Source organism: Rhizobacter sp. LjRoot28 (assembly GCF_964253025.1).
Lineage (GTDB): Bacteria > Pseudomonadota > Gammaproteobacteria > Burkholderiales > Burkholderiaceae_C > Rhizobacter.
The window spans coordinates 199240-224673 of sequence record NZ_CAXUQC020000001.1 but is presented as its reverse complement, the minus strand read 5'-3'; the positions used below and the strand labels follow the sequence as shown (position 1 = coordinate 224673).

Below are 25434 nucleotides of genomic sequence, written 5' to 3'. Positions count from 1 at the left end.
TCCTTCAGGTTCTGACGTTGAAGACCTGCCGCAGGTAGGCCAGGAAGGTCTCGTCCTCGCACAGCGTCTTGCCCGGGCTGTCCGACAGCTTGGCCACGGGCTGGCCGTTGCAGTGGGTGAGCTTCATCACGATGTTCAGCGGCGAGAGCCCGACATCGTTGCTCAGGTGGGTGCCGATGCCGAACCCGAGCTGCACCCGGTCGGCAAAGTGACGGTACAGGCGGAACGCCTCCGGCAGGTCGAGGCCGTCCGAGAACACGAGGCGCTTGGTGTTGGCATCGATGCGCAGCCGGGCATAGTGGGATAACGCCTTCTCGCCCCAGGCCACCGGGTCACCCGAATCATGCCGAAGCCCGTCGAAGAGCTTGGCGAAATACAGGTCGAAGTCGGCGAGGAAGGCGTCCATGCCGACCACGTCGGTGAGGGCGATGCCGAGGTCGCCCCGGTACTCCTGCACCCAGTTCTCCAGGGCGAAGCGCTGGAAATCGCGCAGCCGCACGTCGAATGCCTGGTAGGACTGCAGGTACTCGTGCGCCATGGTGCCGATGGGCACCAGGCCGAACTCCTGCGCGAGCCGCACGTCGGAGGTGCCCTTGAACCAGGTGGGCGCCCGGCGCTGCAAGGTGTCCACCACCTCCCGGTGCCACGCGCGGGAGAAGCGACGGCGCACGCCGAAGTCGAAGAACTCGAACGGATGGCGGCGTGTCGCTTCGGCTCCGAGGCCCTCGAGCAACGTGATCTTGGCCTCGAGCCGGCGGCGTCCCTCGGCCAGCGCCGACGTCTGGTCGAAGCGGCGGAAGTACAGCTCGTTGACGATCGCCAGCACGTAGATCTCGAATGCCATCGCATGGACCTGCGGTCCCTGCGCCACGATGCGCAAGGTGTCGCCGTCCGCCTCCGCCCGGATGAAGCGGCGCTGGAAGCGGAAGATGCGCAGGAAGTCGACGAAGTCGGACTTGATGTAGCGAAGGCCCGCCAGGTAGGCGAGTTCTTCCTCCGTGAAGGCCAAGGAGCACAGGTGGTCGAGCTGCGCGTTCACCTCGGGCAGCAGTTCGGCCAGCGGCCAGGCCGGGGCATTGCGGCACACGAAGCGGTACTCCGCCTGCGCCTGCGGATGCCGGTGCAGCATGGTCTGCCACATCGTGAACTTGTAGAGGTCGGTGTCGAGCAGGCTGTGGATGATGGGCGTCATGGAATTTCCGTCGGGCTCCGGTGGGCGGCGGCGTCAGCCGAGCAGTTCCTGCAGGACCTCGGCGCTGGTGGCAAGCCGTGCGCCCCGTTCGGCCATGCGCCGCAGGAAGTCATCGTGCTGGCGCTCGAAGCCGCTCACCGGGCTCATGCAGTCGGTGAGCAGCACCAGGCGTTCAGGCGCACCGCCCGGCAGGTGATCGGCCAGGTCTTCGGTGGTCGCCTTCACGCAGTGGCTGCCGGCTTCGCCGGCGATGAGCAGGCGCCCGGCGCGGTCCAGCGCGGCGAGCAGGGCCCGGTCCAGAAGCGTGGCAGCGTCGGCGGGATCAGGGACTTCGGCTTGCAGCGCGCTGTAGTGCTCGGTCCACAGGTTGGAACCCTTGCTCACCTTGCGCACCACCTTGAGCTCGCGCACTTCCCATTCGTTGTAGGCCGCGCGCAAGGCCGGGTGGACGCCGTGCCCCCAACTGCCGATCTCGCAGTGCACCGGCCACACCATGAGGGTGTAGCGGCCACGCGATTCGAGGGCATCGAGGTAGTCGAGCGCCCGGGCCAGAGCTTGCGGGTCACGCGGTCGGTACTGCCCTCCCCTGACCTGCCGCGCCGTGATCGGCGTAAACGGCTGCACGTCGGCACCGTCCCCGCGTTGCCAGAAGGTCGGGTGGGCGATATGGAGGCGGTTGTGGCTGTCGAGGGTGACCGTGATTTCGTCCAGTTGCTCGCCCGTTGCCCGCACGAAGTCGGCCAGGCGCAGCATGTCGGCATGGGCACCGGGAACCGGCAGCGCGGGCGCCACGGTGCCGTCGCGGAGCGGGTCGGCCGGACACCAGCCCGGCGGCAGGTCGCAGAAATCGTTCTGGGGATCGATGATGAGCAGTTGGGTCGAAAGCGACATGAAGGCTCCTGGTTGGCAATCGCAGTTTAACCAATAAGTTGTTCAGTGCCACTTATCTTTGCGCTGCGCACGGTCATTCGCACGCGACGTGGGCAAGCCCCGCGCCCGGGGCCGGCGGTACAGTGCCTCATCCCCCAGCCTGAGCCGCCATGACCGAGATCGAACTCAAGTTCCAGGTGCCCGATGCTTCCCGAAGCGCGCTGCTAAGCGCCGTGGCCACCAAGGGTGCCCACCTGACCCGATTGCAGGCCGTCTACTTCGACACGCCCGATCGACGGCTCGCCGCGGCCGGCATCGCGGTGCGCATGCGGCTGGAGGGCGACCATTGGGTCCAGACCGCCAAGGCGGGGGACCCGCATGCCATGGTCCGCCACGAACACAACGTGCCGGTTTCGGCCGCCCCCGATGGCGAGCCACCGGCACTCGACCTCGCCCGGCATGACGGCACACCCGCTGGTGCGCTGATCGGCCGCGCGTTGCGTGACGCCACGCCGGTGCCTCTGTTCCGCACCGACATCGAACGGACGCACCGCGTGCTGCGACTGAAGGAGGGGCGCGTGGAACTGGCGCTCGACATCGGCCGCATCACCGCCGAGGACCGCGAATGGCCGGTGCATGAACTGGAGATCGAACTCGTCGACGGCGACCCGCGCTGCGTGATCCAGGCGGCCTCCGACTGGGTGGCGCGGCATGGGCTCTGGCTGGATGTGCGGTCGAAGGCCGAGCGCGGAGACCGCCTGGCGCGCAATGAGCCCGGCAGCACGCCGACGCATGCGGCGCCCGTGCGCCTGATCGCGCGTCCGGACGGCCCCGCCCTGGTCCAGGCCCTGGTGAAGGAAGGCCTGCGCCACCTGCTTCCGAATGTCGCCGAAGTGGCGGGCGGCTCCGCCTCGGCCGAGCACTTGCACCAGGTGCGCGTGGCATTGCGTCGGCTGCGCCATGCCCTGCGCCTTGCCGAGGTGCTTCACGGCGGGGTCGGCTCGGCGTGCCTCGCTGCCCTGGCGGACGCCTATCACGGCTTGTCGGGTCTGCGTGACCGTGACGCCGTCGCGGCTTCGTGGTCGCCCCTGCTCGCGCAAGCCGGCGGGCCGGCCGTGGACCTGCCGCCCCTGCCTCAAGGTCCGTCGGCCGCATCGGTGCTGCGGGCGCCCGAGTTCACCCGGGCGGTGCTGGCCCTGCTGGCGCTCCAGCTTCGTCCCGATGCCGTCGCCGATGGGTCCGCGGTCCCCCACCCCAAGCGCGCCGCGCATGCCGAAGCGATCGATGCCCTCGCCGGGCAGCTCTCGCGATGGCACCGCCAGGTCAGGCGCGCCGCCCGCCATCCGAAGGAACTGGACGATGCGGAGCGCCATCGCCTGCGGCGTCGCGTGAAGCGGTTGGCCGACATCACGGAATTCGTGGCGGCGCTGTATCCCGGAAAAAAAGTGCGCCGCTACCTCAGGCGACTCGAAGCAGCGAAGCAGACCCTGGGCCAGCTGACCGACATCCAGGTCGCCAGCGCGCTGTACCGCTCCGCAGCAACGGACGATCCGCGGGCCTGGTTCGCCGTGGGATGGCTGGGCGCCCGGCAACAGGCCGGAGTTGCAGCCAGCACCGCCGTGCTCAAGCGGCTGGCGCGGGCCGAACCGTACTGGTGAGACAAGCGCCGGCGCCCGGCGAGCCGACGCGGCTCAAAGTCCGAAGGTGTGCAGCGCGCGCTGCAGCAGGGACAGGCGCGTGGGGCACACCGAGGCGCGGCCCGTGCCTGCCGTGTGCATGCCGCGGGACGCTGCGGCCATGCGGTGGTAGGTGGCGCTGCGACGGCATCGTCCGGGGCGGCGCTCGGAAAAAGCGGAGGCAGTCGTCGTCGGGTACCGGGTCATCGCTCACTCCTTGATGGCGCGAGCGATTCTGCTGGTGACACGTGTCAAGCTGATGACCGGCCGCGCGGCCCGACGCCGTGAGCGCAACGGTTCACGGCAGGCCGGCGCTTTGACGCTGGACCCGGCCGGCCGTCATGACGCGTTGGTTCTTGCTCGGGTCGGTGGTCAACTCGGTGCTGCTGTCGAGGTGCAGCCCGTGTGCGGGTCAGCCGGCCAACGCGGCCCGCTTGTCCTCGAGCCATCGGGGGAGGGACTGGGCGAGTTCGGTCACGTCCATCGGTTTGATGAGGTGCCGGTCGAAGCCCGCCTCCAGGGCGCGGCGGCGATCCTCTTCCTGACCCCAACCCGTGGCCGCTACGAGCAGCATCGCACGGCCCCAGGGCTGCGCACGGATTCGCCGCGCCACCTCGTAGCCACTGGTGCCCGGCATGCCGATGTCGAGGATGGCCACGTCGGGAGGCTCGATGGCTGCCATCGACAAGGCCTCCTCGCCATCATGGGCCACGGTGGCGGTGTGCCCCTCGAACTCGAGCAGCATGGCCAGGCTTTCGACCGCGTCCCGGCTGTCATCCGCAACGAGGATCCTCAATGCCCCGCTTGCTCCGCTGTCCACTGAACTGCTCCCGGCCTTGGGCGCCCGGCGGGCGCATGTTGACAATCGGCGGCGCCGGCCGCACGCTGTCTCGCTTTTGGGGACCGACTTTAACCCCGCCACAAACCGACAAATCAACTGAATGCGGGACGCATTGCACAACCGGGTCGACCTTCCCAGGGCCATCGCCGAACGCTGGCTGCGCCGGCGCTTTGCTTTTCCGGCGCTGGTGCTCGCCGCCGCGGCCTTGCTCATCGTGAGCGAACTGACCTACGAGCGGGCGACCGCCACCATGCGCGGCGCCATGGACTGGACCGAAGCCCGCGCTGCGTCGGACCGCCTGCTGCAGCGCATGAGCGAGGCGGAGGCCGCTCAACGAACCTGGCTGCTCACCGGAGACCCTGCGGACCGGGCGACCAGTGATGCCGCCCGAGCGGCCATCCCTGCCGCGCGGGACGCGATGGTCGCGCAGTTCGGCCGCCTCGGCGAGGACGGCCGCACGACGGCCGACGATCTGGTCTCCGCCACGGACGCGGCACTGTCGGAAGGGGACGCGCTGCTCACCCTGGCGCGCGACGGCCGTCGTGACGAGGCCATCGCCCGCCTCAGGAACCCCGCCTCCCGCGAGCCCATGACCGCTCTGCGCTTGGCCCTGCATGACCAGTTGCGGCACACGAGCCGCCTCCAGGGTGCATCGCGCCGCAGCCTCGACCAGGCGCTGCTCGTCAACCGCGTGGGCGTCGGCGCGCTGGCCGTGGCCAGCGTCTTCGGACTCTTCGTCTTCATGCGCCAGATCCGGCTGCAGGACGCCGAACGCACGCAGCAACAGGCGCTGCTGGCCAGCGAGCGCACCCGCCTTGCCCACGAGGTGCAGCGCCGAACCGCGGAACTGCGCGAGCTGGCGCGCCACCTCCAGACCGCGCGCGAGGACGAGCGGGCGCACCTGGCCCGCGAACTCCACGACGAACTGGGCGGCTTGCTGACCGCGCTCAAGCTCGACGTGGCGCGGCTGCGCATGAAGATCGGGGAACAACCGGACCTGCGCGAGCGGCTCGACCACATGGGCAAGTCCCTCAACGATGGCATCGCCTTCAAGCGCCGCGTGGTCGAGGACCTGCGACCGTCGGCGCTCGCGAACCTCGGCCTGAAGGTGTCGCTCGAAGGTCTGTGCACCGACATGAGCGCCCGGCTCGATGTCCCGATCGACACGGCCCTTGACGAAGTGCGCCTGGCCCCCGGCGCCGAGATTGCGGTCTACCGCTTCGTGCAGGAGGCTTTGACCAACATCGGCAAGCACGCGGCCGCGTCGCACGTCGAGGTCACCCTGCGCCACGACTCGGAGCAGGTCGTGGTGGCCGTGCAGGACGACGGCCAGGGTTTCGATTCCTTGCGGCCACGGCCGGGGCACCACGGCTTGACGGGCATGCGGTTCCGGGTGGAATCCCTGGGCGGGGCAATGACCGTGCAGACCTCCCCGGGCCAGGGCACCACCTTGCGGGCCGAGTTTCCCTTCGAGCGGGTCGGGCCCGCTGCCGCGCCCGAATCGCCGCTCACCGAACCGGCTCCACCCGAGACGGCATGACCCCAGTCCACCGGCGGCGCGCGGCCGGTGGCACCATCACGCGTTTTCCCGTTCACTGGAGGCTCACGATGCCCGTCACCCGATCCACCTCGCTCACCGCTCGCCTGGCAGCCCTGATGGCCGGCCTCGTCATGGGGGCCGCAGCGCAGGCGGCCGACCTGCTCGACGACGTTCGCGAACGCGGCACACTGCGCGTGGCGGTCGAAGGGACCTACCCCCCGTTCAACTTCAAGGATGCCCAAGGCCGCCTGACGGGCTTCGATGTGGAGATCGCCGAGGCACTGGCCGCCAAGCTGGGCGTCAAGGCCGCCTTCTCCACCACGGAGTGGAGCGCCATCCTCGCCGGCCTCCAGGCAGGGCGCTATGACGTCATCGTCAACCAGGTGGCCGCCACCGACGAGCGACGCAAGACCTTTGACTTCACGCGTCCGTACGTGGTCTCCAGCGCCCAGTTGATCGTGCGCGCCAACGAGACCCGCCGCTTGTCCACCCCTGAAGACCTGCGCGGCAAGCGCATCGGCGTGGGCCAGGGCAGCAACTACGCCACCCTGGCGCGCGGCATCGCCGGGGCCGACGTGCGGGTGTACCCCGGTGCGCCGGAGTACCTCCAGGACCTGGCCGCAGGCCGCATCGACGTGGCGTTGAACGACAGCCTGCTGATTCCCTACCTGGCTGAAAAGACCCGGCTGCCCGTGAAGGCCGGTGCGCCTTTGGGCCCGGTCGAGCGCAACGCCATTCCCTTCCGCAAGGGCAACCCCAAGTTCGCCGAGGCCCTGGACAAGGCCCTGGCCGACATCCAGGCCGACGGCAGCTTCGGAAAGATCTCGATGAAGTGGTTCGGCCGCGACGTGAGCCAGCCGCCCGCGGCGCCCTGAGACCCCATGGACTTCGCGCTCTTCGAACAGGCGGCGCCCGTCCTGTTGCGGGCCACGCTGCTGACCGTGGGTTTCGCCGCGGCGGCCATGGTGCTGGGCCTGGCCCTCGGCGCGGTCATCGCGCTGATCCGGGTGCTGCGCCTGCCCGGGCTCGAACCGCTCGCCCGGGTGTACGTGAGCCTCTTCCGCGGCACGCCTTTGCTGGTGCAGGTCTTCTTCATCTACTACGGCCTGCCCGCAGTGGGGCTCGAGTTCACGCCGACGACGGCGGGCGTGCTGGCGCTGACCCTGAACGTGGCCGCCTACCTGTCCGAGAGCCTGCGCGGCGCCGTGCTGGGCATCGGCGAAGGGCAGTGGATGGCCGGCGCGAGTCTCGGTCTCACCCGCACCCAGACGCTTCGCCATGTGGTGGCGCCACAGGCCCTGCGCATGGCGGTGCCGAGTCTGTCGAACAGCCTCATCGGCCTCATCAAGGACACCTCGCTGATCTCGGTGATCGCGGTGACCGAGCTGATGCTGGCGACGAAGGAACTCATCTCGACCACCTTCCAGCCCTTCCCGCTCTACCTTGCAGCGGCCGGCATCTACTGGGGCCTGAGCCTGGCCTTCGAGCGCCTGCAGCGGCACATGGAGCGAAGGCTGGCGTTCCCGCATTGAGCGGCTGCCGGCCTGGCGGGCGCCCTGCCACCAGGCCGCCCGCCACAGTTCAGGCCTCGGCGGTCTCGGCGCATGCGTGCGCAGGCACGGCGGCAGGGTCCATGTACATCACTTCCCACAGGTGGCCGTCGAGGTCCTGGTAGCCGTGCTGGTACATGAAGCCGTAGTCCTTCGGCGGGCGCGGCGTGGTGGCGCCGCCGGCCACGGCCTTGCGCACGAGCGCGTCGACCGCCTCGCGGCTCTCGGCCGACACGCACAACAACACCTCCGTCGCGCGATGCGCATCGGCCACCGGCTTTGGCGTGAAGGTCTGGAAGAACTTCTCCACCAGCAGCATCACGAAGTTGTTCTCGCCCAGCACCATGCAGGTGGCGTTCTCGTCGGTGAACTGGGGATTGAAGGTGTAGCCAAGCCCCTTGAAGAAGGCGACTGAGCGATCGAGGTCGCGCACGGGCAGGTTGACGAACAGCTGGGTCGGCATGGGAACTCCTGGTGAGACATGGATGACAGCGAGGTCGTCGTGTTTTGTGTACGACGTCCACAAACAATAGCAGAGCATGTGGACAGTGTCCATATCGACAAGCGAGCGGGCGAAGGGGTGCAGTCGTCGCACAATCCGGCACCGCCCTTGCTATTCACCGCCGATGACATCCTTCTTCCCCCGCTGGACCCTCAAGACCCATGGCGACGTCGCGCCCGACGAGCGCCTGCCATGGCCCCAGACCGTCGTGATGGGCATCCAGCACGTCGTGGCCATGTTCGGCTCCACGGCACTGGCGCCGATCCTGATGGGTTTCGACCCGAACACCTCGGTGTTCTTCTCCGGCATCGGCACGCTGATCTTCTTCCTGATGACCGGCGGGCGGCTGCCCAGCTACCTGGGGTCGAGCTTCGCGTTCATCGCGGTCGTCATCGCCGCGACGGGCTATGCCGGCAGCGGCCCCAACGCCAACATGGGCCTTGCGCTGGGCGGCATCGTGGCGGCGGGCGTGCTGTACGCGCTGATCGGCGTGCTGGTCCAGGCCTTCGGCACCGGCTGGATCGAACGCCTGATGCCGCCGGTCGTCACCGGCGCGATCGTCGCGGCCATCGGACTGAACCTGGCGCCCGTGGCCGTGAAGAGCGTCTCGGCCTCCACCTTCGACACGCTCGTCGGTCTGTTGACGGCGCTGGCCGTGGGGCTGGTGGCCGTCAATGGTCGAGGGGCCGTGGGACGCCTGCCCATCCTGCTGGGCGCCGTGTTCGGCTACGCGGTCTATGCGCTCGGGGCCAACGGTCTTGGCTACGGCAAACCGATCGACTTCAGCGGCATCGGCCAGGCCGCCTGGTTCGGCTTGCCGCGCTTCACCGCCCCCGAATTCTCGGCCTCGGCGATGGTCCTCATCGCACCGATCGCCGTCATCCTGGTGGCGGAGAACCTCGGCCACGTCAAGGCACTGGCGGCCATGACGGGCCGGGACTTCGATCCCCTGATCGGTCGCGCCTTCATCGCCGACGGCGTGGCGACGGCCGTCTCCGGCATGGGGGGCGGCACCGGCGTCACCACCTATGCGGAGAACATGGGTGTGATGGCCGTGACCCGCATCTACTCGACGCTGGTCTTCGTCGTGGCCGCAGGCGTGGCCCTGCTGCTCGGCTTCTCGCCGAAGTTCGGCGCCCTCATTCTCACCATCCCGGGCCCGGTGATCGGCGGCCTGGCCCTGGTGGTGTTCGGCTTGATCGCGGCCACGGGCGGGCGCATCTGGGTGCTCAACCGCGTGGACTTCGCGGAGCCGCGCAACCTGCTGGTGGCGGGCATCGCGCTCACTGCGGGCGCAGGTGACCTGTCATTGCGCCTGGGCAGCTTCACGATGGGCGGCATCGGCACCGCCACCTTCGGCGCCATCCTGCTGTACCAGGTGCTCCGCGGCCGGCGTTCGACGCCCGCGTGAAGCCGGCGTGACGCCCGTCCTTCAGTGGGCGGGCTCGTCCACCGCATGGAGGCGCACGGTCCAGGCCACGCCCACCGCCAGCAGCGCCATGGCCGCCCACTCGAGCGGCCGCGGCATGGCACCGGCCAGCACGAAACCGTAGGCCAGCGCAAAGAGCGTCTCGAAGACGATCAGCTGGCCGGAGAGCGTGACCGGCACGCGCCTGCAGGCGATGTTCCACAACTGGTTGCCCACCAGCGAAGCGCCGACGGCCAGGAACAGGCACACGGCCCAGAAGACCGCGGGGTCGCGAACTTCCGAAGCCGGAGCGGGCCGCCCGCCGGCCAGGGCCCAAAGGCCACCGGCCAGCAGCACCAGCACGCCGCTGGAGAGCCCGTAGAGGGCGGACCACTCCCGGTTCGAGAACTTCGGAACCCGCTTCAGGTAGCGCGAATTGTCGACGGCGTACCACGTCCAGCAGGCCAGGGCACCGGCCGCGCACAGCACCCCGAGCAGCCGGGCACCGATGGACGCCGCACCGGCATCACCTTGGTGCAGGAAAAGGTCGGCATTGATGCAGGCGATGCCCGCGGCGACGACCAGCAGCGGCCACTTGAGCGTCGCCAGCGGCACGGCGCCGTGGTCGCGCCGCCCCATCAGCGTCACGCTCAACGGCAGCACGCCGATGATGAGCGAGGTGAGCGTCACGCCGGCGAGCTGCACGCCGTAGCCGAGGAGCACGTAGTAGACGACATTGCCTGCCGCGCCCTGGCGGAGCATCGCCCGCAGGTCGCCCGCGTCGACCTTGCGCCAGGTGCCGCGCCAGGTGGGAAGCAGGGTCAGCCCCGCGACGGCCGCATAGGCCAGGTAGCGCCCGAAGGCCAGCTCCCAGGGCGAGAACGCGGCCAGCCATTTGGGCGCGATGAAGACGGTGCCCCAGAAGGCACCGGCCAGCACGCCGCACAAGACTCCCCAACCCATGGGGGGCGATTATCAATGCAGCCGCCGATGGGCATTGCGTCACGCCTGCGTCGCGCAGGGCCGCGGTAGGATGCCGCGGGCCCTCGGGGCAACAACAAGAATCGGATCGGGAGGGCGTCGGCATGACCACCGCCACGCAGGTGCAGCTCGTCTTCGGTGGCGAGGTGCTGGAGGGGTTTCGAGCGGACGATGTTCGCCGACGGATCGGCGAGAAGCTCAAGCTCGACGACCAGGGCACGGAACGGCTCTTCGCCACGCCGCGCACCGTGCTGAAGCGGGCCATCGCGCCCGACGAGGCGCAGCGCTACGTGAAGCTCTTTGCGGGTCTGGGCGCGCGGCTGCACGTCGAGGCCCTGGCGCCCCCGCCGGTGCAAACCACGCCGGCTTCGCCCATGGCAGCGGCCACCGCGCCCGCAGCACCGGTCTTCGGCCCTCCGCTCACCTCCGATGTCGAGGAGATCGTCTGCCCCAATTGCAGCGAGCGCCAGCCCAAACGCATCCTCTGCCGCAACTGCGCCACCGACATGCCGATGGCGATCGCCCATCGGCAGGAAGCCCTGGAAACGGAGCGGGCGGCGCGCCGGGCGCAGTTTCAAGCGCGGCACAAGCTGAAGTCCCTGAAGGACACGCCGCCGCCCACCCACGACGGGACCGACGCACCGCGCCTGTGGGGCCTCGGGTTCTCCGGCCGCATGGGTCGGTTGGTGTACTGGACGGGCGGCACCCTCGTCCTGCTCATGCTCTACCTGCTGCTCGTGTTCGCCCTGATGAAGCCAGGCAGCGGGCGGTGGACCCTCTTCGGCGTCGGGCTGCTGGTCTTTCTCTTCAGCTCATTGCGCATGACGGTGCTGCGCCTGCACGACCTGAATGCCAGCGGCTGGTGGAGCGTGCTGATGCTGGTGCCCACGGTTGGGTCCGCCGGGGCCCTGGTGGTCTCCTTCGTGCCGGGCTCGATGGGTGACAACGACCACGGCGAGCCCGCACGCCGGGGACGCTGGCTTCATCTGCTGGCCGCGGTGGCCATCTCCGGCCTGTGCATGACCTTCACGCTGCCGGACGCGCTGGCCGATGCGACCCAGCTCATGGTCGAGGCCGCCGGCGAAGAGGCCCTGGCCGAGGGCGGTGACGAGAGCGAGCCGGCCATGCACGCACGACTGCCCTCGGCTGCGGCGGCTGAAGCCTTCTACGGACCCTACGTCGCCTCCCCACCGTTCAAGGCGTTCGCCATGTCGCCCTCCGGGCCCTGGGGCTGGAGCGCGGGCGCTCCGTCGCTGGAACGCGCCGTGGCGGCGGCGATCGACAACTGCGAGAGGTACCGGCGGCCCGGCATGGCCACCTGCGAAGCCATCGACTCCCGGGCGCGCTGACCGCCGCGCGGCTGCCGGCGGCGCCGGTTCGGGTAGGCTTCGGAACTCCGCTTCTCCAGGTCGGCCCATGTCACTGCGCGAACTGCTCGGCATCGAACACCCGCTCATCCAGGCGCCGCTCGCCGGCATCCAGGGCCACGCGATGGCAGCGGCCGTTTCCAATGCGGGCGCTCTTGGCTCGCTGCCTTGCGCGATGCTGGCGCCCGAGGCCCTGCAGCGCGAACTCGCCGCCCTCTCGGCCGCCACGCCGCACTCGTACAACGTCAACTTTTTCTGCCACACGCCTCCCGCGCCGGACGCCGCCCGCGAGACACGCTGGCGCAACACGCTCCGTCCCTATCACGCGGCATACGGCCTCGACGTGGACAGCATCCCGGCCGGCGCCGGGCGACTGCCCTTCAGCGACGCGTCGGCCGGGCTGCTGGAGGCCTTCCGCCCTCGCGTGGTGAGCTTTCATTTCGGCCTGCCCTCGGCCGAGCTCCTGGCGCGCGTGCGCCAGTGGGGCGCACGCATCCTCGCTTCAGCCACCACCGTGGACGAGGCGCTCTGGCTGGAAGCCCGCGGCGTGGACGCGATCATTGCGCAAGGGCTGGAAGCCGGCGGACACCGCGGGATCTTCCTGAGCGACGACCTCACCACCCAGGTGCCGACCTTTGCGCTGCTGCCCCAGGTGGTGCGTTCCGTACGTGTTCCGGTGATCGCCACCGGTGGCATCGCCGATGCCGCGGGCGTGGCGGCCGCGATGCGGCTCGGCGCGGCCGGCGTGCAGGTGGGCACGTCGTACATGCTGTGCGACGAGGCCTTCACCAGCCCGCCGCACCGTCGGGCGCTCCAGAGCGAGGCGGCACGTCACACCGCCTTGACCACGCTGTTCACCGGCCGTCCGGCCCGCGGCATCATGAACCGGCTGATGCGCGAACTGGGGCCGCTCTCGCCCGAGGCGCCTCCCTTCCCGACGGCAACGGCAGCGTTGGCGCCCCTGCGCGCCAAGGCGGAGGCCGAGGGCAGCGGCGACTTCTCGCCGCTGTGGAGCGGGCAGAACCCGACCGGCTGCAAACCGATCGGGGCTGCCGCACTCACCCGCGAACTGATCGCGGGCTTCACGGGCTGAACGGGGCTACACCCGCCCTGCCTCCTCGAGCCAGGCCCACTCGGCCTCGGTGAACAGGCGCGAGCGGGTGAGGAACCGAAGGCCCTCGGGCCCTTCGAGCGAGAACATGCCGCCCCGGCCCGGCACGACGTCGATCGTCAGCTGGGTGTGCTTCCAGTACTCGAACTGCGGCCCGCTGATGTAGAACGGCGCCCCGCCGATGTGCCCGAGCAGCCGGTCCCGGTCGCCAACGATGAAGTCGCCGGCCGGGTAGCACATGGGCGAGCTGCCGTCGCAGCAGCCGCCGGACTGATGGAACATGACCGGACCGTGCCGCGCCACCATGCGCTCGATGAGTTCGAGCGCCGCCGGCGTGGCCGCGACCTGCAGCACGCCGGTCCCTTCGGCGGCTTCCATGCTCAGAAGAACCCGAGCGGGTTGTCGCTGTAGCTCACCAGCAGGTTCTTCGTCTGCTGGTAGTGGTCGAGCATCATCTTGTGGTTCTCGCGCCCGATGCCGCTCTGCTTGTAGCCACCGAAGGCCGCATGGGCTGGATAGTGGTGATAGCAGTTCGTCCACACGCGGCCGGCCTGGATGCCGCGGCCCATGCGGAAGGCGGTGTTCATGTCACGGCTCCACACGCCGGCGCCCAGCCCGTAGAGCGTGTCGTTGGCCAATGCAAGTGCCTCTTCCTCGTCCTTGAAGGTGGTGACCGACAGCACAGGGCCGAAGATCTCCTCCTGGAAGATGCGCATCTTGTTGTGGCCCTTGAACACCGTCGGCTTCACGTAGTAGCCGCCTTCCAGTTCCCCGGGGTGCTTCTGCCGCTCTCCTCCGATCAGGCATTCGGCGCCCTCCTGGCGACCGATGTCGAGGTACGAGAGGATCTTCTCCATTTGCTCGTTCGAGGCCTGCGCGCCAATCATGGTCTGCGGGTCGAGCGGGCTGCCCTGCTTGATGGCGGCCACGCGCTGGATGGCCTTCTCGATGAAGCGCTCGTAGATCGACTCCTGCACCAGGGCGCGCGACGGGCAGGTGCAGACCTCGCCCTGGTTGAGGGCGAACATGGCGAAGCCTTCGAGCGCCTTGTCGAGGAAGCTGTCGTCCTTGGACATCACGTCCTCGAAGAAGATGTTCGGCGACTTGCCGCCCAGTTCGAGCGTGACCGGAATGATGTTCTGGCTCGCGTACTGCATGATGAGCCGGCCGGTGGTCGTCTCGCCGGTGAAGGCGATCTTGGCGATGCGGTTGCTCGATGCGAGCGGCTTGCCGGCCTCCACCCCGAAGCCGTTCACGACGTTGATGACGCCCGGGGGCAGCAGGTCGCCGATCAGCTCCATCAGCACGAGGATGGAGGCCGGCGTCTGCTCCGCGGGCTTGAGCACGACGCAGTTGCCGGCCGCGAGGGCCGGCGCCAGCTTCCACACCGCCATCAGGATGGGGAAGTTCCACGGAATGATCTGTCCCACGACACCCAGCGGTTCATGGAAGTGATACGCATAGGTCTGGTGGTCGATCTCGCTCACGCCGCCCTCCTGCGCGCGCACGCATCCGGCGAAGTAGCGGAAGTGGTCGATGGCGAGCGGCAGGTCGGCCGCCATGGTCTCGCGGATGGGCTTGCCGTTGTCCCAGGTCTCGGCCGTGGCCAGCATGGCGAGGTTCTGCTCCATCCGGTCGGCAATGCGGTTGAGCACCTGGGCGCGCTCGGCCGGCGACGTCTTGCCCCAGGCCACCTTGGCGGCGTGGGCAGCGTCGAGCGCGCGTTCGATGTCGTCTGCCGTCGAGCGCGGGATCTCGCAGAAGGCCTTTCCGGTGACGGGCGTGATGTTCTCGAAGTAGGCGCCGCCCGAAGGGGCCACCCACTGGCCGCCGATGAAGTTGGCGTAGCGCTTCTTGAACGGCACCGCGAGGCCGAACTTGCCGGGTTCCATCATGTCCATGTGTCTCTCCAGGTTGCAGGGATGTGCCGCGACGGCGGCGCCCCTTCCGGCGCAAGCGCCGGGCCCGAAAACCTTGGGAGTTTCCCGGGGTGGGCTGTGACGGGGCGAGGCCCGGGCGCACACTGGCAATCCCCGGCCGCACCGACGGCGCCCGAGTGCGGGGTGTCGCAGGCTGCGACATGGCGGGCGCGACAACGTCGCATGCGGCGAGCGCCGTGCGACACCGAGGAGATGCCATGTCCGACATCGCGCTGAGCGTGTCGCAGGTCCAGCAGGCCCGCGACATGTTCTTTGTGCAGGGCCGTGCACCGGAAGGCGTGCTGCCGCCTCACATCACCCGCTCGTGGATGCGCTGCCAGACCGCGGGGCCCGACCCGGACCTGTGGGTGCCCATGGCGACCACCGTCGTGCGGGAGCGCCGCGACGGCGCCCGGACCCTGCTGGCCTGCGCCCAACCGGAACTCGACGGCCTGACCGAGCACCTCACCGAAACCGGCTGTGTCGCGGTCATCTGCGACGCGCAAGGCGTGATCCTCGACGAGGTGGGCAGCACCGATTTCGTTCCCAAGGCCGAACGACTGGCCCTGCGGCCGGGAGCCGACTGGTCCGAGGGGGCCCGGGGCACCAATGCGATCGGCACGGCGCTCGTCGAGCGTGCAGCACTGGCGGTACGCGGTGGCGAGCACTACCTCGACGGCAACGCCATCCTGGCGTGCGCTGCCGCACCGATCTTCGATGGACGGGGCTCGGTGGCCGGCGTTCTCGACATGTCGGGCGAGCCGGCTCGCCTGGACTTGCATGCGCTCGGCCTGGTGCGAATGGCGGCACGGCAGATCGAGCACCGGTTGCTGGTGGGATCGGCGCCGGGTCAGCTGCTGCGCTTCCACCTCAAGCCGGCCCTGCTGGGAACGCCGAGAGAGGGAGTCCTGGCCGTCGTGGATGGGCGGGTGGTGGCTGCGAACAGCGTCGGCCTGTCCCTGCTGGGCGAGACCTGGAACTCCCTGCTCGACCGGCCGGTCGAGGAAGTGCTTGGCCGCCCGTGGTCCCGGATGGACCCGCGTGGCGTGCTGATCACGCTGCCGGGAGGCCGGTCCATGGTGGCCACCATCGATACCGGCGCTGCGGTCCATCGGTCGATGCGGCCCACGCCAGCGCCGGCGGCCGCGCCTGCATCTCCGGTCACCGACCCGCTGGACGCGCTCCTCGGGCCGGCAGTGCGGGTGGCGGACGCCGGCGTGCCGGTCCTCGTGACGGGTGAGACCGGGGTGGGCAAGGAGGTCTTCGCGCAGCGGCTGCACCGCAGCGGGCGCCGCCGCAGCGGCCCGTTCGTCGCGGTCAACTGCGCGGCCTTGCCCGAGTCGCTCATCGAGGCCGAACTGTTCGGCTACGAGGATGGCGCTTTCACCGGCGCACGCCGCCGCGGCATCCCCGGGCGCATCCGGGAGGCGCAGGGCGGTGTCCTGTTCCTCGACGAAATCGGCGACATGCCGGTGGCCATGCAGACGCGGCTGCTGCGGGTGCTGGAGACGCGCAGCGTGACGCCGCTCGGCGGAGGGCGGGCGATCGCCGTGGACTTCGACCTCGTCTGCGCAACCCACTGCGACCTCCCTGCGCTGGCCGCGCGCGGCGACTTCCGCAGTGACCTGCTCTACCGCATCGCCGGCTACTGCGTGGCCCTGCCCGCCTTGCGTGATCGACCCGACCGGCGCGCCTTCATCGAGCAGCTGTTCGCCGACGTCGGTGGCCGGGCGCACGGGCTGCGCCTCGCCCCCGAGGCGCTGGACCTGCTGGACCGGCAGCCGTGGCCCGGCAACGTGCGCGAGTTGCTCAACTGCCTGCGCACGGCCGCGGCCCTGGCCACGCCGGGGAGCACGGTGACGGAGGTGACGCTGCTCCCTGTCGCGACAGGCGCTGCCCTCGAGGTGCGGGCCACGCCGCCTTGCGCGGAGGACGGCGGTGCCTCAGTGGCCGTGCCGCTCGGCGACCTGACGGCACGGGCCATCGCCCGCACGCTCGAATCCTGCGGCGGACGGGTCGCCGAGACGGCACGGCGCCTGGGCATCCACCGCAGCACGGTGTACCGGCACCTCGCGCAGCGGCGCAACGGCTGACCCTTCCAGCTGCGCCAGCATCAAGCGGCCGGCAATCGGGCGAGTACTGCAACCTTGCCTCGCGAGTCGGGCGCCAGGACGAGGCCCTCGCCCGAGTCGGCATGGGTGTCCAGGAGGGCACTGAGCACGAACATGTGAGTGACCCAGACGTCGAAGCGCCCCTTCTGACGGGCTGCTGCGACCACGGCCTGGCGAAGCGCCGCGAGCGGCTCCGGACCGGTGACTTCCACGCCACCGCGTGGCGACCCGAGGGCGGCCCAGGGCTCGGCCCGACCGAAAGCGAGTTCAGCCGTTTCAATGCAGCGGCACCAGGGGCTCGACCTCACGGCGGCCGGCACGAGACTCGCCGCGCGCAGGCGCTCGCCGAGCGCGCGGGCCTGCGCCCGACCCTCGTCACTGAGGTTGCGCTGGGTGCTGCAGTCACCCAGGCGAAAACCGGGGGGATCGAAGTTGCCGGGGGCCAGTGCATGCCGAATGACAAGCACCACGCCGCCTTGCCGGAGCAACGAAAGCGCCTGATCCGATGCCTGCGCGCGCACTGTCGCGGCGAGGACCCCGCCCAGCGAACCCAGAACAACTGAACGACGCTTCATGGTGACCTCTCGCCGTGAACGGCACGTTCGCCAGACGAACGTTCCAGGGCAGGCAGTGTGGCAGCGGTGCGGACGCCGGTTCGTCAGAGGGGCATCGAGCTTCTTCGGCCGGAAGATAGGCGACAAATGAACCCGGATTTAATTGCGGGGTTTATTTATCCGGGTGAAAATGAGACCCTTTGGACCATTGACCATGACCGAGACCCTTCCACCCGTCGCCACCCTCGACACGCAGGGCATCAGCCTGCTCCCCCGCCACTGGGAATGGCTGCGCACTCAGCCCCGCAGTGCCAGCGCCACGCTGCGGCGAATGATCGATGAGGCCCGTCGCGATCCGCAGGGCGTCCAGCGCCGGGCGTCGGCCCGGGATGGCTGCTACACCTACCTGCGTGACGCGGCTGGTGACCGAGCCGGCTTCGAAGACGCCGTGCGTGCGCTGTATGCCGGGCGGCCTGCCGACTTCACTCACCACACGGCAACGTGGCCTTCGGAAGTCCGCACCCGCGCGGCCGCGCTGGCGGCCGCGGCGTGGTCGTCCGAGGAAAAGTCGTGACCAGCCCAGAGCGGCGCAAGGCGCTGAAGCTCGCCTACAAGCTGACGCCACCGCCGATGGGGCTCTTCGCGATCCGCAACCGGGTCACCGGTCGGCTGCTGGTAGCCACGAGCCTGAACCTCACCGCCGCCATCAACCGGCATCGCGTGGAATTGCAGCGCGGAGTGCACCGCCATCGCGACCTGATGGCGGACTGGCGCCAGTACGGTGAAGCGCAATTCACCTTCGAGGTGCTGGAGCGGATCGAACCCCGGGACGATCCGGGCTTCGACCCGGTGGCGGCCCTTGAAGCCCGCTTTGCGGCGTGGCGCGCCGGCAGCAACGCCGAGCTCTATTCCTGAGATTCCGGCGCCGCCTCGGCGGCAAAGGAAGCCAGCGCGAGCGCCAGGGCGTGCTGGCGGACATCGACGGGCCAGGCCCGCACCAGATCCTGGAAGCGAGCCCCCTGTTTGGCGAACAGGGCGCGCGAGGCTTCCTCGAAGGTGTCGAACCCGCTGGCCATCGCGGACATGAACCGATAGGCCGACTCCCGGGACTGCCGGGCCCCATCGGCCGCGGCATGGGTGCGACGTGCCACCTCGACCAGCTTGCGCAGGGCGACCGACGCGCCGCCGGGCTGCGAGGCGAGCCAGTCCCAGTGCCGAGGCAGCAACGTCACCTCGCGCGCGACCACCCCGAGCCGGGGACGACCGCGTCCCCGCGGCATGTCGACCGCCGGCGCCTGCGCCGGCACCTCCACCGACGACGAGGGTGCAGCGGGAAGGCGTGCCACCACGTCGGCCACCGTGCCGCGGAAGTCGAGTTCCACCGGCTCGCTCGTCATGTCGTCGAAGATCAGGACCGGGCCTTTCGCCCCTGCGTCGATCGCCTGCTTGGTCTGGGCGGCCACCTCTGCGAGGGGCCCGATGGCAATGCGACGGAGGCCGTCGAAAGCAATGCAGGAGGATTGGGCGTGAGGAGGCATGTGCTTCACCGAGCGGGAGGGTGCACTATTTTTACCCGGCTCTATTGTTGCGTCAACGCACCAGCGCCGCGGCGGACCCGGACGCGACCAAGGCCTCGCCTCTCACCGCCCGGGCCATCAAGGGCCACACCGCCTGATGGGATTGCCTGAACCAGTCGAGGTGCCCGAGCCCGCGCAAACCGTGCGCGCGCGGCTCGACCTGCAGCACCTCGCTCGTCACGGCCGGTAGGGTGCGCAACAGGTCGGCGACGGTGGCCGGGGTGGCGATGTCGTCGTCCTCCGCATGCAGGACCGTGACGTGCGAGGTGACCTGCGCATGGAAGTCCTGCTCGGGACGACCTCGCACGGCATTGGTGGCATATCCGCCGGCGGCGCACCACTCGCCCCATTGCCGCCCGACCTCGGCCGGCAGGTTCTCGCCCAGGCCGAGCGCGGCCGTCGGCGCATAACCTTTGAGACGAATGCCGAGCGGCACGAGGACGCGCAGCCCGAGGTGAGCCTTCAAGGCGAAGGAGCGACGCATGCCCTTGAACCATCCGGTCGAGGCGGCCACGCCCACCAGGCGAGCGATTCTCCGGTGGTTGGGCAGCAGGCCGATCATCTGCCCGCCGGCGCTGTGTCCGACGAGGACGAGCGACTGCGCCCCGCTGCGTGCCAGGAGCCAGTCGATGGCGGCCACCTGGTCCACCTGTCCCCACTCGGCGAGCGTTGCTTGACATTGGGCCAGCGGCCCCTCGAGCGAAAGCCCGATGCCGCGGTAGTCGAACACCAGCACGTCGTGGCCCTGGTTCGCCAGCCAGCGGGCGAAGCGCAGATAGAAGTGCTGCTTCACGCCGGTCGCCGGAGAGATCAGCACCGGCAGGCCGCCGCAGTCGCCAGCAGCGGGAATGAAGTGGCCGCGCAGGCGCTGCCCGTCGGCGCAGGCGATGTCGACAAGTTCGGGCGCAGGACCGTCGGCAGGAGGAGTGGGGTTCATGGCAGCGTCCCGTGTGGTCAGTCGGAGGAAGGAAGCCCCAGCCGCTGCACGTGCTGCAGCCACCGGGCGATGGTCGCGAGTTCGTCTTCGTTGAAGCCGTCGGTCAGTTGCGCGTTGATGCGCGACAGCGCCTGGCGAAGGGCCGGCAGCTGCTCGCGACCGGGCGGCAGCAACCACACCCGCTGCGTGCGGGCGTCGCGCTCGCAACAGGCGCGCTGCACCCAGCCGAGCGCTTCCATCCGCTGCACCAGGCCCGAAACGGCGGACGGCACGAGATCGAGTGCCTGTGCCAGTTCGCCCATCGTGGCGCCATCGGTCTTCGCCAGGATGAACAGCACGCCGCCCTGGGCCGGCGACGGCGTGGCCTCGGTGCCACGGGCCAGCCGCGCCTGTTCGGCGGCGACCCACAGCTGAAGCCGGCGCTGCGCGCTGTTGAGCAGGAAGACGAACCGGTGGCGTGGGGGCATGGCGGACAAGTTCCGAATCATTTCGCATGTGAAGTATATCGAGCCGGCATTTGCCCGGACATCACGTCGGATGCGATGGCGCCCGCCCGGCCGCCGGCCAGGGCTTAAAGTCCGAGGCCTCGTGCCTCGACCGCGCCGGCGGCTTTCCATGTTGATCACCACCCTTCTCCTGGCGGCGGCCATCGGCTCGGCCTGGTTGCCCGACTGGCGCCTGCCACGCGGTGGAACGTTGTCGCCCGCCTTGCCGCTCGGGGCGCTCGCCCTGGCGTGCGCCGCGTTCACTGGCGTCGCCGATGCCCGCGGCGTGGTGGCTGTCGCGGCCGTGGCCGGGCTGGGCCGGGCATGGCAGACCGCGACCTCGGCGGGCATCCGGCGGGCGGCCGGATCGCTCGCCGTGCTGGGCGCCTTCGCGCTCGGCTTGCACCTCTTGCCCGGTTTCCGGCCGGTCGTCTTCGCCGAGGGCGTGCAACTGAGCGCCGATGCCGAACCGATGCGGTTCAGCGCGCACTTCGACGCCGGCATGGCCGGCCTGCTGCTGATCGTCTTCTTCTGCCGGCGCGTGCGTTCCCTCGCCGAATGGCACCGGGCACTGTGGGGCGCCTTGCCGGTGGCCGCGGTCACGACCCTCGGCGTCGTCGGCCTCGCCTGGGGGATCGGCCATATCCGTCCGGAAGGAAACCTGCCGCCCTTCACGGCCGCCTTCCTCGGCAAGATGCTGCTCTGGACCTGCGTGCTGGAGGAGGCCTTCTTCCGCGGCGTGGTGCAGCACGGGCTGACCCGCGTGCGGTTCCTCTCCGGCCCGACGATCGGCCGCTGGGTGCCTCTGCTGCTGGCGAGCGCGCTGTTCGGCCTTGCCCATGCCGCCGGGGGATGGGCCTATGTCGGCCTGGCTGCGCTGGCCGGCCTCGGCTACGGCTGGGCGTATGCGCGCACCGGTTGCATCGAGTCGGCCATCGCGGTGCACTTCCTGCTCAACGCGACGCACTTCCTCGCTTTCACCTACCCTCGCCTGGCAACGTGATCGGTCAGCCCAGGCCGTGGGCTTCGCGGTAGTGCTGCGCCTCCTGGGCAAGCCAGCGGCGGAAGGCGGCGAGCAGCGGACGTTCGGATCGTTGCTGAGGGTAGATGAGGTAGTACGCGCGGTGGCTCAGGTGTTCGTGGGGGAGCACCGGAACGAGGCGTCCGCGCGCCAGTTCGTCCTCCACGAGGAGCCGCGGAATCAACGCCACGCCCATGCCGTGGATCGCGGCCTCGGTCAACATCGAGAACAGTTCATAGCGGGGCCCGGCCATGTCGTTGGCCGCACGGACGCCGACCGATTCGAGCCATTCGCGCCAGGCGTAGGGCCGGGTGCTCTGCTGCAGCAGGGGCAGCCGTGACAGTTCCTCGGGGGTGATCCGCCCCTGGCGCCCGCCCAGCAGCTCCGGTGAAGCGACGGCCATCAGGCTTTCCCGCATCAGGAAATGGGCCTCGGTGCCGGGCCAGCCGGCCTCCCCCGCGTAGATGGCGGCGTCGAAGGGCGTGCCCTCGAACAGGAAGGGACGGGTGCGCGGAATGAGGTTGACAAGCACGCCTTCGTGCTCGCGCTGGAAGGCGCCCAGGCGGGGCAGCAGCCACTTGGTGGCGAAGGTGGGCACCACGCCCAGTTCCAGCGTGCCGCCCTGGCCACGGCTGGCCATCAGTTCCAGCGTGTCACGCTCGATTTCCTGCAACCGCAGGCCGACCTGGGTGCCGTAGTGCAAGCCCGCTTCGGTGAGCACCACCCCGCGCTTGGTTCGCCGGAAGAGTTTGACGCCGAGAAAGGCCTCGAGCCCGGCAATCTGCCGGCTGACCGCGCTCTGCGTCATGGCCTGCTCCGTTGCGGCCAGCGTGAAGCTGCGGTGCCGCGCGGCCGATTCGAAGACGCTCAGGGCCGCGGTGGTGGGGATCTTCCTGCGCATGAGGGGCTCTCGGAGTTCCGGAAACGCATGGATGCGTGCAAACAAAGCGATTGCCGAGTGGGGCTTCGGATTCTATATTTCGCAGGGGTGTGGGCGGCAGAGAGAAGGGCTCGCGTTGGCCCTGCAAGGGGGCGCCGGATAGGCGCAAAGCGCAGCCGGGTTGTACACCCGGCGAGCATTTGCAACGACGCCGACGCCCCCTTGCAGGGCCAACCCTTCGGGCCGGGGCGATTCGCTGCGCCATCCTTCGTTGCCGACTCGTTGTGTGGCTCGCCACACCGCCTCGCCGGCGCCTCGTCTGCCACCGCGACTCGCCCCGGCGCGAGCCCTTCTCTCTGCCGCCCACACCCCTAGCAGCGCCTCGACGCTCCCTTGGCTTAACCGGGACCCCTCATGAGTTCAAAGAATGCAAAAGCGGCTTTCCAGTGGGACGACCCGCTGCTCCTCGACCAGCAACTGAACGACGACGAACGGCAGATCCGTGACGCCGCCCGCGCCTACTGCCAGGGCAAGCTGGCGCCGCGCGTGCTCGACGCCTTTCGCAACGAGAAGACCGACCCGGCCATCTTCCGCGAGATGGGCGAACTCGGCCTGCTCGGCCCCACCATCCCCGAAGCCTATGGCGGCGCCGGCCTCAACTACGTGGCCTACGGCCTGATCGCCCGTGAAGTGGAGCGGGTCGACTCCGGCTACCGCTCGATGATGAGCGTCCAGTCCTCGCTGGTGATGGTGCCCATCAACGAATTCGGCAACGAGGCCACCAAGCAGAAGTACCTGCCCAAGCTGGCTTCGGGTGAGTGGATCGGCTGCTTCGGCCTGACCGAGCCCGACCACGGCTCCGACCCGGGCAGCATGGTGACGCGCGCCAAGAAGGTGGCCGGCGGCTACAGCCTCACCGGCGCCAAGATGTGGATCAGCAACAGCCCGATCGCCGACGTCTTCGTGGTGTGGGCCAAGGACGACGAAGGCGCCATCCGCGGCTTCGTGCTCGAGAAGGGCGCCAAGGGCCTGTCGGCCCCGGCCATCCACGGCAAGGTCGGCCTGCGCGCATCCATCACCGGCGAGATCGTGCTCGACAACGTCTTCTGCCCCGAGGAGAACGCCTTCCCCGAGGTGCGCGGCCTGAAGGGCCCGTTCACCTGCCTGAACAGCGCCCGCTACGGCATCGCCTGGGGGGCGCTCGGTGCGGCCGAGGACTGCTGGTTCCGCGCTCGCCAGTACGTGCTCGACCGCAAGCAGTTCGGCCGGCCGCTGGCCGCCAACCAGCTCATCCAGAAGAAGCTGGCCGACATGCAGACCGAGATCACCCTCGGCCTGCAGGGCTGCCTGCGCCTCGGCCGCATGAAGGACGAAGGCACGGCGGCCGTGGAAATCACGTCCATCATGAAGCGCAATTCCTGCGGCAAGGCGCTCGACATCGCCCGTCTGGCGCGCGACATGATGGGTGGCAACGGCATCAGCGACGAGTTCGGCGTGGCGCGCCACCTGGTGAACCTGGAGGTGGTGAACACCTACGAAGGCACGCACGACGTGCACGCGCTGATCCTCGGTCGTGCCCAGACCGGCATCGCCGCCTTCTCCTGAGCCGCGGGGCGCGCACGAGGAGTGTGGGCGCGCCCTTTCCACACCCTCCGGGACGGTCGGGCGAGCACCGGATGTGGCACGATCGCCCCCTCATCCGGGAGACATCATGGTGAAAGACATCTGGGTCGTCGGCGCAGCGCGCACGGCCATCGGCAGCTTCGGCGGCGCACTCAAGGAAGTGCCCCCCACGCAACTCGGCTCGACGGTGGTTCGCGAGGCGATGGCCCGCGCCGGCCTCGCGCCCGATGCGGTCGGCCACGTGGTGATGGGCAACGTCATTCCCACCGAGCCGCGCGACGCATACCTGGCCCGCGTGGCCGCCATGGACGCAGGCATCCCGAAGGAAGTCCCCGCCTTCAACGTCAACCGCTTGTGCGGCTCGGGTCTGCAGGCCATCGTGTCGGCCGCCCAGTCCATCGCCCTCGGCGACACCGACATCGCGATCGGTGGCGGCGCGGAATCGATGAGCCGCGGTCCCTACATCGTGCCGGCGGCCCGCTGGGGTGCCCGCATGGGCGACATCACCATGGTCGACTACATGACGGCCATCCTGCACGACCCCTTCGGCAAGTTCCACATGGGTGTGACCGCCGAAAACGTCGCCGCAGAGCACGGCATCTCGCGCACCATGCAGGACGAACTCGCCCTCGAAAGCCAACGTCGCGCCATCCAGGCCATCGACGAAGGCCGCTTCAAGGACCAGATCGTTCCGGTGGAGATCGCCGGCCGCAAGGGCACCATCGTGTTCGACACCGACGAACATCCGCGGCGCGATGCGTCGCTGCAGGCCCTTGCGCAGATGCGGGCCGTGTTCAAGAAAGACGGCACGGTCACCGCGGGCAATGCCTCCGGCATCAACGACGGCGCTGCCGCGGTGGTGCTGGCCGATGCCGAGCGCGCCCGCGCGCTGGGCTTGAAGCCGCTGGCTCGCCTGGTGGCCTACGCCCATGCCGGCGTGGACCCGGCGCTGATGGGCATCGGCCCCGTTCCCGCCACCCGCAAGGTGCTGGAGAAAGCCGGCCTGCGGGTGAGTGACCTCGACGTCATCGAATCGAACGAGGCCTTCGCCGCCCAGGCCTGCGCCGTGTCGCGCGCGCTGGAGTTCGATCCGGCCCGGGTGAACCCCAACGGCTCCGGCATCTCGCTCGGCCATCCGGTCGGGGCAACCGGCGCCATCATCACCACCAAGGCCTTGTACGAACTCCAGCGCACCGGCGGGCGCTATGCGCTGGTGACGATGTGCATTGGCGGCGGGCAAGGCATCGCGGCCATCTTCGAACGGGCCTGATCGCCCGCACCGGCCAAGG

The 25434-nt window shown here is 69.6% G+C and carries 26 protein-coding genes; 13 read left to right on the top strand and 13 right to left on the bottom strand.

Annotated features, from left to right (window positions below):
* Positions 1–4: 4 nt before the first annotated feature.
* The gene (gene pncB / locus ACSQ2F_RS01050) at positions 5–1192 is read right to left on the bottom strand and encodes a nicotinate phosphoribosyltransferase (RefSeq protein ID WP_436018890.1); all 1188 of its coding nucleotides are present in this window, start codon (positions 1190–1192) and stop codon (positions 5–7) included.
* A 33-nt stretch (positions 1193–1225) separates the two neighbouring features.
* The gene (locus ACSQ2F_RS01045; RefSeq protein WP_436018889.1) at positions 1226–2083 is read right to left on the bottom strand and encodes a cysteine hydrolase; all 858 of its coding nucleotides are present in this window, start codon (positions 2081–2083) and stop codon (positions 1226–1228) included.
* A gap of 149 nt (positions 2084–2232) precedes the next feature.
* Between ACSQ2F_RS01045 and ACSQ2F_RS01040 the strand changes: the two genes are divergently transcribed.
* Positions 2233–3720, top strand: coding sequence for a CHAD domain-containing protein (locus tag ACSQ2F_RS01040; RefSeq protein WP_436018887.1), 1488 nt, complete (start codon positions 2233–2235; stop codon positions 3718–3720).
* Between the two features lie 33 nt (positions 3721–3753).
* Here ACSQ2F_RS01040 and ACSQ2F_RS01035 read toward each other — a convergent pair whose 3' ends face one another.
* The gene (locus ACSQ2F_RS01035) at positions 3754–3945 is read right to left on the bottom strand and encodes a hypothetical protein (protein WP_436018885.1); all 192 of its coding nucleotides are present in this window, start codon (positions 3943–3945) and stop codon (positions 3754–3756) included.
* A 205-nt stretch (positions 3946–4150) separates the two neighbouring features.
* On the bottom strand, positions 4151–4534 hold the full coding sequence (locus tag ACSQ2F_RS01030) for a response regulator (RefSeq protein WP_436018883.1): 384 nt from the start codon (positions 4532–4534) through the stop codon (positions 4151–4153).
* 145 nt (positions 4535–4679) lie between these two features.
* On the opposite strand from ACSQ2F_RS01030, the gene ACSQ2F_RS01025 reads away from it, so the two are divergent.
* The 3 genes from ACSQ2F_RS01025 to ACSQ2F_RS01015 all read left to right on the top strand — a co-directional run bounded on the left by ACSQ2F_RS01025 (position 4680) and on the right by ACSQ2F_RS01015 (position 7651).
* Positions 4680–6119, top strand: coding sequence for an ATP-binding protein (locus tag ACSQ2F_RS01025; protein ID WP_436018881.1), 1440 nt, complete (start codon positions 4680–4682; stop codon positions 6117–6119).
* A 68-nt stretch (positions 6120–6187) separates the two neighbouring features.
* Positions 6188–6994: a transporter substrate-binding domain-containing protein gene (locus ACSQ2F_RS01020; RefSeq protein WP_436018879.1), complete on the top strand. Its 807-nt coding sequence runs from the start codon at positions 6188–6190 to the stop codon at positions 6992–6994.
* Between the two features lie 6 nt (positions 6995–7000).
* Positions 7001–7651 (top strand): amino acid ABC transporter permease, encoded by a 651-nt coding sequence (locus ACSQ2F_RS01015; RefSeq protein WP_436018877.1) that lies wholly within the window; start codon positions 7001–7003, stop codon positions 7649–7651.
* A gap of 49 nt (positions 7652–7700) precedes the next feature.
* On the opposite strand, the gene ACSQ2F_RS01010 is transcribed toward ACSQ2F_RS01015, so the two are convergent.
* Positions 7701–8132, bottom strand: coding sequence for a VOC family protein (locus ACSQ2F_RS01010; RefSeq protein ID WP_436018875.1), 432 nt, complete (start codon positions 8130–8132; stop codon positions 7701–7703).
* Positions 8133–8295: 163 nt separating this feature from the next.
* Between ACSQ2F_RS01010 and ACSQ2F_RS01005 the strand changes: the two genes are divergently transcribed.
* Positions 8296–9582, top strand: a complete 1287-nt coding sequence (locus ACSQ2F_RS01005; protein ID WP_436018873.1) for a solute carrier family 23 protein — start codon at positions 8296–8298, stop codon at positions 9580–9582.
* A gap of 21 nt (positions 9583–9603) precedes the next feature.
* Here ACSQ2F_RS01005 and ACSQ2F_RS01000 read toward each other — a convergent pair whose 3' ends face one another.
* Positions 9604–10542: a DMT family transporter gene (locus tag ACSQ2F_RS01000; protein WP_436018871.1), complete on the bottom strand. Its 939-nt coding sequence runs from the start codon at positions 10540–10542 to the stop codon at positions 9604–9606.
* A gap of 122 nt (positions 10543–10664) precedes the next feature.
* Here ACSQ2F_RS01000 and ACSQ2F_RS00995 point away from each other — a divergent pair, with 122 nt between their 5' ends.
* Both ACSQ2F_RS00995 and ACSQ2F_RS00990 read left to right on the top strand, forming a co-directional pair.
* On the top strand, positions 10665–11909 hold the full coding sequence (locus ACSQ2F_RS00995; protein WP_436018870.1) for a DUF805 domain-containing protein: 1245 nt from the start codon (positions 10665–10667) through the stop codon (positions 11907–11909).
* A gap of 67 nt (positions 11910–11976) precedes the next feature.
* A complete protein-coding gene (locus ACSQ2F_RS00990) occupies positions 11977–13020 on the top strand; it encodes an NAD(P)H-dependent flavin oxidoreductase (RefSeq protein ID WP_436018868.1) in 1044 nt (347 codons plus the stop codon).
* A gap of 6 nt (positions 13021–13026) precedes the next feature.
* Here the strand turns inward: ACSQ2F_RS00990 and ACSQ2F_RS00985 are convergent, their stop codons facing one another.
* Positions 13027–13416, bottom strand: a complete 390-nt coding sequence (locus ACSQ2F_RS00985; protein WP_436018866.1) for a DUF779 domain-containing protein — start codon at positions 13414–13416, stop codon at positions 13027–13029.
* A gap of 2 nt (positions 13417–13418) precedes the next feature.
* Positions 13419–14939 carry an aldehyde dehydrogenase gene (gene adh, locus ACSQ2F_RS00980; RefSeq protein WP_436018864.1) on the bottom strand — a complete coding sequence of 507 codons (1521 nt, stop codon included), beginning with the start codon at positions 14937–14939 and terminating at the stop codon, positions 13419–13421.
* Between the two features lie 236 nt (positions 14940–15175).
* Here adh and ACSQ2F_RS00975 point away from each other — a divergent pair, with 236 nt between their 5' ends.
* Positions 15176–17050, top strand: coding sequence for a sigma-54-dependent Fis family transcriptional regulator (locus ACSQ2F_RS00975; protein ID WP_436018862.1), 1875 nt, complete (start codon positions 15176–15178; stop codon positions 17048–17050).
* 20 nt (positions 17051–17070) lie between these two features.
* Here ACSQ2F_RS00975 and ACSQ2F_RS00970 read toward each other — a convergent pair whose 3' ends face one another.
* Entirely contained in the window at positions 17071–17643 is a 573-nt protein-coding gene (locus ACSQ2F_RS00970) for a histidine phosphatase family protein (protein ID WP_436018860.1), read from the bottom strand.
* Between the two features lie 193 nt (positions 17644–17836).
* Here ACSQ2F_RS00970 and ACSQ2F_RS00965 point away from each other — a divergent pair, with 193 nt between their 5' ends.
* Both ACSQ2F_RS00965 and ACSQ2F_RS00960 read left to right on the top strand, forming a co-directional pair.
* Positions 17837–18196: a DUF2239 family protein gene (locus ACSQ2F_RS00965; protein WP_436018859.1), complete on the top strand. Its 360-nt coding sequence runs from the start codon at positions 17837–17839 to the stop codon at positions 18194–18196.
* The gene (locus tag ACSQ2F_RS00960) at positions 18193–18537 is read left to right on the top strand and encodes a GIY-YIG nuclease family protein (RefSeq protein ID WP_436018857.1); all 345 of its coding nucleotides are present in this window, start codon (positions 18193–18195) and stop codon (positions 18535–18537) included. The genes ACSQ2F_RS00965 and ACSQ2F_RS00960 overlap by 4 nt, the downstream gene beginning before the upstream one ends.
* On the opposite strand, the gene ACSQ2F_RS00955 is transcribed toward ACSQ2F_RS00960, so the two are convergent.
* From ACSQ2F_RS00955 to ACSQ2F_RS00945, 3 genes are read right to left on the bottom strand one after another with little or no spacing between them, the layout of a single operon-like run.
* Positions 18528–19160: a DUF2239 family protein gene (locus tag ACSQ2F_RS00955; RefSeq protein ID WP_436018855.1), complete on the bottom strand. Its 633-nt coding sequence runs from the start codon at positions 19158–19160 to the stop codon at positions 18528–18530. The two genes, ACSQ2F_RS00960 and ACSQ2F_RS00955, sit on opposite strands and share 10 nt — an antisense overlap.
* A gap of 52 nt (positions 19161–19212) precedes the next feature.
* Entirely contained in the window at positions 19213–20136 is a 924-nt protein-coding gene (locus ACSQ2F_RS00950) for an alpha/beta hydrolase family protein (protein ID WP_436018853.1), read from the bottom strand.
* 17 nt (positions 20137–20153) lie between these two features.
* The gene (locus tag ACSQ2F_RS00945; protein ID WP_436018851.1) at positions 20154–20603 is read right to left on the bottom strand and encodes a MarR family winged helix-turn-helix transcriptional regulator; all 450 of its coding nucleotides are present in this window, start codon (positions 20601–20603) and stop codon (positions 20154–20156) included.
* Between the two features lie 148 nt (positions 20604–20751).
* Here ACSQ2F_RS00945 and ACSQ2F_RS00940 point away from each other — a divergent pair, with 148 nt between their 5' ends.
* Positions 20752–21624 carry a CPBP family intramembrane glutamic endopeptidase gene (locus ACSQ2F_RS00940; RefSeq protein ID WP_436018849.1) on the top strand — a complete coding sequence of 291 codons (873 nt, stop codon included), beginning with the start codon at positions 20752–20754 and terminating at the stop codon, positions 21622–21624.
* Positions 21625–21628: 4 nt separating this feature from the next.
* Here ACSQ2F_RS00940 and ACSQ2F_RS00935 read toward each other — a convergent pair whose 3' ends face one another.
* Entirely contained in the window at positions 21629–22543 is a 915-nt protein-coding gene (locus ACSQ2F_RS00935) for a LysR substrate-binding domain-containing protein (protein WP_436018847.1), read from the bottom strand.
* 393 nt (positions 22544–22936) lie between these two features.
* On the opposite strand from ACSQ2F_RS00935, the gene ACSQ2F_RS00930 reads away from it, so the two are divergent.
* Positions 22937–24127: an acyl-CoA dehydrogenase gene (locus ACSQ2F_RS00930; protein ID WP_436018845.1), complete on the top strand. Its 1191-nt coding sequence runs from the start codon at positions 22937–22939 to the stop codon at positions 24125–24127.
* Positions 24128–24233: 106 nt separating this feature from the next.
* The gene (locus ACSQ2F_RS00925; RefSeq protein ID WP_436018843.1) at positions 24234–25415 is read left to right on the top strand and encodes an acetyl-CoA C-acyltransferase family protein; all 1182 of its coding nucleotides are present in this window, start codon (positions 24234–24236) and stop codon (positions 25413–25415) included.
* Positions 25416–25434 lie beyond the last annotated feature (19 nt).